This window comes from Hydrocoleum sp. CS-953, assembly GCF_002260545.1.
Classification (GTDB): domain Bacteria; phylum Cyanobacteriota; class Cyanobacteriia; order Cyanobacteriales; family Microcoleaceae; genus Trichodesmium.
In genome coordinates this window covers 1-8,165 of the sequence record NZ_LGSU01001222.1, presented here as the reverse complement: position 1 = coordinate 8,165, position 8,165 = coordinate 1, and the positions used below count along the sequence as shown (strand labels likewise).

At 33.8% G+C, this 8,165-nt stretch carries 5 protein-coding genes and 1 pseudogene; 1 reads left to right on the top strand and 5 read right to left on the bottom strand.

Features of this window, described 5'->3' with window-relative positions:
- Positions 1 to 726 precede the first annotated feature (726 nt).
- Positions 727 to 1,890: a J domain-containing protein gene (locus AFK68_RS20540; RefSeq protein ID WP_094674646.1), complete on the top strand. Its 1,164-nt coding sequence runs from the start codon at positions 727 to 729 to the stop codon at positions 1,888 to 1,890.
- Between the two features lie 245 nt (positions 1,891 to 2,135).
- Here the strand turns inward: AFK68_RS20540 and AFK68_RS20535 are convergent.
- The 5 genes and pseudogenes from AFK68_RS20535 to AFK68_RS45875 form a co-directional block, all read right to left on the bottom strand.
- Positions 2,136 to 2,468: pseudogene (locus AFK68_RS20535) on the bottom strand (EAL domain-containing protein); the annotation flags it as partial.
- Between the two features lies 1 nt (position 2,469).
- Positions 2,470 to 3,532 (bottom strand): bifunctional diguanylate cyclase/phosphodiesterase (locus tag AFK68_RS20530; protein WP_256386614.1); only part of this gene is annotated, 1,063 nt, incomplete at its 3' end.
- Between the two features lie 77 nt (positions 3,533 to 3,609).
- Positions 3,610 to 4,190: response regulator (locus AFK68_RS20525; protein WP_256386613.1), on the bottom strand; the 581-nt coding region annotated here is incomplete at its 3' end.
- A gap of 746 nt (positions 4,191 to 4,936) precedes the next feature.
- On the bottom strand, positions 4,937 to 5,995 hold the full coding sequence (locus AFK68_RS20520; protein WP_246844310.1) for a histidine kinase dimerization/phosphoacceptor domain -containing protein: 1,059 nt from the start codon (positions 5,993 to 5,995) through the stop codon (positions 4,937 to 4,939).
- A gap of 153 nt (positions 5,996 to 6,148) precedes the next feature.
- A partial coding sequence (locus AFK68_RS45875) for a PAS domain S-box protein (RefSeq protein WP_371357478.1) occupies positions 6,149 to 7,731 on the bottom strand: 1,583 nt, incomplete at its 3' end.
- Positions 7,732 to 8,165 lie beyond the last annotated feature (434 nt).

Here is an 8,165-nt window from a genome sequence, read left to right as displayed (position 1 = left end):
GCTGTTCTATCTGTGGGAAAATCTGACCTATATCTATAACGTTATAGTTTTGCTCAATAGATTTCATTTCGATTTTTAAATTGAGATTTTTTCGGGGAGTAGGTAGTAGGTCTGGTAGAGTGAAGCAATTTTTCTCTACTGTTGCTGTTCTATCTGTGGGAAAATCTGACCTATATCTATAACGTTATAGTTTTGCTGAATAGATTTCATTTCGATTTTTAAATTGAGATTTTTTCGGGGAGTAGGTAGTAGATCAGATAGACTAAGGGAAAATTGCCTAAGTCTGGCTGTTCTATCTGTGGGAAAATATNAATTGAGATTTTTTCGGGGAGTAGGTAGTAGATCAGATAGACTAAGGGAAAATTGCCTAAGTCTGGCTGTTCTATCTGTGGGAAAATATGACCTATATCTATAACGTTATAGTTTTGCTGAATAGATTTCATTTCGATTTTTGAATTGAGATTTTTTCGGGGAAGTAGGTAGTAGGTCTGGTAAATTCAGAAAATTTCCTCTGTTTTGCTTTTCCCTCTTGGAGAAAATCTGAGCTAATTTCTAGCACTATAGTTTATAGCACTGTAGACTCAGAAGAGTAATATGGCATTTTAGTAACTTTACAGTCAAAATAGAAGTAATCATTGATTAGTTTTGATGAAAACATCATACTAACTTCAAAAAAATAAGACTTTCAGTAACCCCATATCACTAACTACTGAGTATTTTTCTAATGTGGATGAAATAAACCAATACTATAAAATTCTAGAACTTGAACCTGGTGCTTCTCTAGAAGAAGTAAAAGAAGCTTACCGAGATTTAGCTTTTGTCTGGCATCCAGATCGCTTTATCCACAATACTCGTCTACAAGCAAAAGCCCAAACTCGTCTGAAAGAGATTAACGAAGCTTACCGTAAATTGCGGTATTTTTTAAGTGATTCTCAACAGCAAGTTCCTACAACAAGACCAACTCCTAGTCAAACAAAACCTACACCACGTCGCCCTCCATCTTCTCCTAACCCCTCGACTCCTCCTCAGTCTCCTCAAAGACCACAAAATTATAAAAAAGATAATTATGGTTCTCAGCAATATGTTCAGACATCTGCTCGTCAGCCATATTCAACAACTTCTGATATTCCTTGGGGTAGCTTAATTGGTACTTTCCTTTTTTATGCTATGACTGCTTGGGTGTTGGTTATTTCTAAAGCTCCTGTCTGGAGTTGGGCAGTAGTTGAAGGTGTGGCATGGATGGGAATGACTGTTTTGGCAATTGAGGGGTCAAGTTCCCAGAGGTGTTGGGCGATCGCTATGTTGGGTGCTGGTGGTGGAGCAGGTTGGATAGCTGGAAATTATGTGGGGGGTATCACAACTGCTATGGCATGGGCTATGGGGGGATGTAGTCTGGGGGTAATAGCTGGTACTGAACCAAAGGCAAGAACTGTTGCTGCTGTAGTGACTATTGGTGGAGTAGTTGCTTTGGTGGGGTTTTTGGCTGGCAATGGGGCTGAAAATATATTGCTGGTTGTGGTTGGTTCAATTGTTTGGGCTGCTGGAGGATTTGTTTTTGGGACAATAGTTGATGCTGTGATTGGTTCAAAGACTGGTACTGGTGTTGGTAATATGTTGGGCTTTGTTTTGGGGGCTTGGGTTGGTGCTTGGTCTGCTGCTTGGAATTCTGCTCGGTCTAAGAAGGTGGCGATCGCTTTGGTTAGTGCTGGACCTGATATTATTATTGGGTCTTGGGTAGCTATTGGTATTGTGGCTGGAGTAATTGCTCAAATGGTGGCTGGAGAAAAGTTGATAGAGTTGTTTAATGGCTTTTTTACTTTTTTGATTTTGGCTATTATTTCTGGGTTAGGTTTGGGTTTTGGTTGGTGGCTTTCGACGAGTATAATTTAGAATTTAGAATTAATGAAAGTGATTTTTTGTAATAAGTTCATAAGTATATAAGTATAGTAGTTTAACTTAAAAATGAGACGTTTTTAAGTCTGAAACTCCCTCATAGCAAGAAAGCTTTGTCTCAATCTAAAGTGAAATGACTCTAAAATTAATTACACATCCTATTGACTCCCCTTGCCTATTCCTACACTTCTCACACTTCCCACACTTCCCGGACTTTCCCAGTGCCTCTGTCAACTCAAATTTTAAATTGACTTTTTTCCTTCTTTTAATAATTGTTCAAACTTGGATGTAGGTAATGGTGCGCTGAATAAATAACCTTGAATTTCGTCACATTTGTGCTTCCGAAGAAAGTCTAATTCTGCTTGTGTTTCTACTCCTTCGGCAACTACTCTTAGGTTTAAACTATGAGCCATTTGAATAATTGCTATTGTAATTGCTTCTGTCTTGCTATCTGCAATTATATTACGAATAAAACTTCTGTCTATTTTAATCACATCAAATGGAAACTCTCTGAGATAACTTAAGGATGAATATCCTGTACCAAAATCATCTATTGATATTTTAATTCCACACTTNCTTCGGCAACTACTCTTAGGTTTAAACTATGAGCCATTTGAATAATTGCTATTGTAATTGCTTCTGTCTTGCTATCTGCAATTATATTACGAATAAAACTTCTGTCTATTTTAATCACATCAAATGGAAACTCTCTGAGATAACTTAAGGATGAATATCCTGTACCAAAATCATCTATTGATATTTTAATTCCACACTTTTGCCATGATTTCATCATTCTACTTGCAGCTCTTTCGTTTTGCATAACTAAGCTTTCTGTGACTTCTAATTCTAGGTGATTAGGTTTTAAATCTACTTCTTCGAGAATTTTAATAATTCGTTCTTGCAGATTTTTCTGAACAAATTGACGCCTAGATAAGTTAACTGCTATTTGGAATGGTAAAAAACCTGCTTCTTGCCAAATTTTTGTTTGATTACAAGCAGTACGCAATACCCATTCTCCTATGGAAATAATTAACCCTGTTTCTTCTGCTAAGGGGATAAATTCTGCTGGTGAAATCAAGCCTTTTTCTGGATGATACCAACGAATTAAAGCCTCTGCTCCAGTAATTTTACCAGTCATAAGATTAACTTTTGGCTGATAATAAACTTGAAATTCTGAGCGTTTTAAAGCATTACGCAAATTGGTTTCTAAGGCTAGTTGTTCTAGAGAAATTATAACTGCTTCTGACTTATGCAATTGATAATTATTTCCTCCTTTTTGTTGAGCATGATACATTGCTGCATTAGCATTTTTTAGCAGTTCATCTACTTCTATATTATCTAATGGATAAAATGTAATTCCTATACTAGCAGTAATATAAACTTCATACCCTTCTAAAACCATTGGTTGAGAGATTATATCTAAAATAGATTGAGCTACATTAATAGCATCTTCCTTTTCTTTTACTGGCTTCATAATTGTAGCAAACTCAGCAGCCTCCAAACGAGCTAACATATCAATACCAGTAATAGAATCTTGAATTCTTTTCGCCATATTACATAACACCAACTCTCCATTTTTACTACCCAATGTTACTTTAATTCTATTAATTCGATCTAAGCTAATATAGAAGATAGGTATTTTGGAAAAATTTTGATATTTATCAGATTTTTTGATATTACATAAATCTTTTCGGCACCGTTTTATCGCAAATTGANATATTACATAACACCAACTCTCCATTTTTACTACCCAATGTTACTTTAATTCTATTAATTCGATCTAAGCTAATATAGAAGATAGGTATTTTGGAAAAATTTTGATATTTATCAGATTTTTTGATATTACATAAATCTTCTAAACTAGCTTGATTTTTCTGGGATAAAATTTCATTTAGTCTGGCTCTAAATAAAGAACGATTTGGTAATAGAGTTATTGGGTCATACTGATGCCTTTGCAGAGCTATTTCAATTGTTAAATGTAAGTTTCTTTCTTCAAAGGGTTTAACAATATAACCAAAAGGATTTGTTGCTTTTACTCTTTGTAGGGTTTTATTATCGGTGTAAGCTGTCAAGAATATTATGGGTATTTGTAAGTTTGACTGAATTTGTTCTGCTGCTGTTACTCCATCCATTTCTCCTTGTAACATTACATCCATTAATATTAAATTGGGTTGCTTTTCTGCTGCCATTAAAATTGCTTCTTCGCCGGAAGAAACAATATCAACAACTGTATATCCCATGGTTCTCAGACTATCTGCTAAATCTTCAGCAATAATACTTTCGTCTTCAACAATCATAATTTTTGATTTTGACATTATTTATGCACCTGTATAATTTATTATTATTTAGGGATTAGGAAGTAGGGGAGTCAAGAGTAGTTAGGAGGAACATATAATTATAAAGTAATAAGGTTTCCTACGGAATGCTGCACAAATAGATAAGATTAATTAGGGAGTAGGGGAGTCAAGAATAGTTAGGAGGAACATATAATTATAAAACAATAAGGTTTCCTAGGAAATACTGCGCAAACAGGTAAGACTAAAACTCCGATAGTATGGAATTGTTAGAGTACCTCTTGAGATTACAAAACTGCAAAAAAAATCTTTAACTGAACTGTATTATACCAATTCCCATGCATTATTGCTATACTTGGGCGGTACTTCAGTTATTAACTGATCGAGACAATCAGAATGATTTTTTTGCTGATTTTAGCTAGTTTAATATTAATTATTCTTATGTTTGCTTCTCCGGTACGGACGTTGCATCCAAGGTCCCTACACTCCCCTACTCCCCTACTCTGAAATAGATAAAGTTTTTGAGAAATGGTATTATCTATGGACTAATTTAGTTTCTTATAAATCACTAAGAGACTGTTTGTAAAAGGAATATTAAATCCAGGCGTAGGGTGGGGAGGGTGAGGCGACCATAACCATCAATCGTAACCAAAATTTAACTTTTCGCACCCCACCCACCGAACATTAAGCTCTCTGGCCGTCTTAATCTTTAGTTTACAAACACTCTCTAAAGCCTCGTTCCCTGTTCCTTAAAAAGTTATTTTAAAAACTGTTCCTACTGCATTAACTCTCTCAATTTCTCCCTTAAGTTGTCTTACTAATGAGCAAACTAAACGTAATCCTAAAGAACCAGAATTTTTATAGTCTAAACCTTCTGGAAAACCAATGCCATTATCACCAACTTGGAGAATAAATTTATTTTCATTATTATGCTCATAATTGAAATCTATAGAAATATTTCCTAAAGATTCTTCTGTAAAAGCATACTTAAAAGAATTAGAAACAAGCTCATTAATTATTAAACCACAGGGAACTACGGTGTCAATATTTAAGAAAACAGGAACTACTTTGACATTTAATTTTACTCCTCTTGCTTTAACTTCATAAGCTTTGAATATATGAGAAGCTAGGTTGCGAATATATTCACTAAAATCAATTCTGGATAAATCTTTTGATTGATAGAGATGTTCGTGAACAAGAGCCATCGATCTAACTCTGTTTTGACTCTCTTTTAGCATTTCCATAACATTTTCATCTTCAATATATCTTGACTGTAATCTTAATAAACTAGAAATTACTTGTAGATTATTCTTCACCCGATGATGAATTTCCTTTAAAAGTACCTCTTTCTCTGCTAAGGATGCTTTAATTTGTTCCTCATTTCGTTTCCGTTCTGTAATATCACGAATTACAGCTTGGATAACTCTATTTTTGAATGACTTTTTCTCTCCAGAAATATCTCCTACTTTCATGGCAGTTAACAAAACTTCTACTGGAAATTCTGAATTATCTGTTCTCTTAATAATCCACTCAAAATGATTATTCCCTTTACATATTGCTTTAGCTATTTTTCTTTTAAGTAACTGTTGTGATGGTTGCCCATTTTGTTGATATTCTGGATAAAAATCTGTTAATTTTCTAGTCAAAAATTCTTCTTTTTGATTCAAACTCAACATAGTTAAAGTAGCACTATTACAATCAATAAATCCTTTTTCATCTAGTAGAATTACAGCATCACTTGTCGCTTCATAAAGACTCCGAAACTTTCTTTCAGATTCTTTGAGTGAAGTAATTAACTTTATATTCATTGCTTCTGCTTGTTTCCGATCACTAATATCTATTCCCACTGAAACTACTGCTTTTCCTCGATCATATTTCTGAACTACAATCAGGTAATTTTTTACAGTACCATTCACTTTAGTTTCAACTTCCTGAGACATTTGTTGTTCTGAGCTAGCAANCTCCGAAACTTTCTTTCAGATTCTTTGAGTGAAGTAATTAACTTTATATTCATTGCTTCTGCTTGTTTCCGATCACTAATATCTATTCCCACTGAAACTACTGCTTTTCCTCGATCATATTTCTGAACTACAATCAGGTAATTTTTTACAGTACCATTCACTTTAGTTTCAACTTCCTGAGACATTTGTTGTTCTGAGCTAGCAAAAAATTCATTAATAGATTTAACGAACTCTGAACTACTTCCCAGAAAACCTATTTCTTGACCAATAAATGTTTCTGGGAGTAAATTAAAACTACCTGCTAATTTCTTGTTTACCCCTATATATCGTAAGTCTGAACTAATCCAAGAAATGAACCAAGGTACAGCATCCAAAACTGCTTGTAGCTGGTCTTTAGCTTTTTGAAGAGCTTCTTCTGATTTTTTCTGTTCAGTTATGTCTGTAGCGGTACCAATAACACCTTGAAAATTTCCAAATTCATCTTTTAAAGTAATTGCATTAAAGTTAAGATATACAGGATTTCCGTCTTGGCGTTTATGGATTGTTTCCCACTGAAAAGTTGATAAATTGTCTCGATCAAAAATTGGTATTGGTGTAATTTTTTCTACTTCTTCTTGATAAATAAAATCTGTCAGGAAACGACCTATTATTTCGGCTGGTTCATAACCATAAATATGTTTAGCTGCTTGATTAACAAAAGTAAAACGCCCCTGAATATCCAGAGACCAAATTAAATTTTGGGAAGTTTCTACTAGATGCCTATATTTTTTCTCACTTTCTGCTAATGCTTGTTCTACTCGTTTTCGTTCTAGAGCATTAATAAACATTTCTCCCATAATTCTTAACAGAGCAATAATATCTTCTGACCAGTTTTTTTCTTCTCTAACTGAGTCGAAACCTAAAAATCCGATAGAAATGCCACAATATGTCATTGGTACAACAATTAGAGATTTTATGGATTGGGAGCGCAAAATTTTTTTAGTCATACATTTTTCTTTTGAAAGTTTAGCTGTACTGGGAATATAAATTGTTTCTAGCTTCTGTATTTCCTCTTCCCATTCTCCTAATGCTGTAATTGGTATTTGTTTTCTTTGTTGAATTTGTGGCTTAATTCCCGTGGCACACCACTCGTAATTATTATTGATATAGTTACCTGTTTCATCCAATAAAAATACATAGCTACGATCGACTCCGCTAAAGGTTCCTATCCATTCCAGAGCTACTTGAATACCTTGATCAATTTCGTCGGGGGCTAAATTAATAAAGTGGGTTGATAGAGTTGTAATTAATTCTTCAAAATTTAGTCTATATAGTAGTTCTTCTCTCGCTTGCTTGTGTCTGACAATTTCGTCTATAAGTTCTTCATTTGATGCTCTTACCGCAGATGTTCTTTCTACAACTTTTGCTTCTAGTTCTTGTTGAGTTTTATAGAGTTCTAATTTGGTAATTTTGCTGTCTGTAATATCAATATTAATTATTCTTAATCCTTCTATTTTACCGATTTCTGAATTTTGGGGAATTACTCTAGTTTCGTATCCGATATCTCCTACTTCCCAAAACCATTTAACTTCATTTCCACCCATTGCTAACTTGATTTTATCCAATATTTCTTGATTTTCTTTGTATCGTTCAAAAATGGAATATCCGACTAAGTTTTCTGGTATTATTCCTGGTTGTTGTGGTTGACCTTGTGCAAAAGTAAATATACCTTTGCTATCTACTTCCCAAATAATTATAGATGCTTGATTAATTATTGTTTCTAAATGTAATTCACTTTTTTGGAGAGCATTTTTAGTACACTGATGTTCTGCTTTCTCTTTTTTTAATTCTTCTGTCAACTGAGCTATATTTTGCTCTAATTTTTTAACAACACTATACATCATTGACATTGATTTTAGGGAAGGATAATATTTAAAAAAATAACTTAAAATGGCATAATCATAAATGTTTAATTTGAAGCTTTCCTGATTTAGCTGCAAATTAAAGTCTTTATTCTCAATCTACTAAGTTATATACT

Excerpts from the sequence above, each read along its gene's own strand:
- AFK68_RS20520 (WP_246844310.1), bottom strand. The coding sequence starts at position 5,995 with ATGAATATAAAGTTAATTACTTCACTCAAAGAATCTGAAAGAAAGTTT.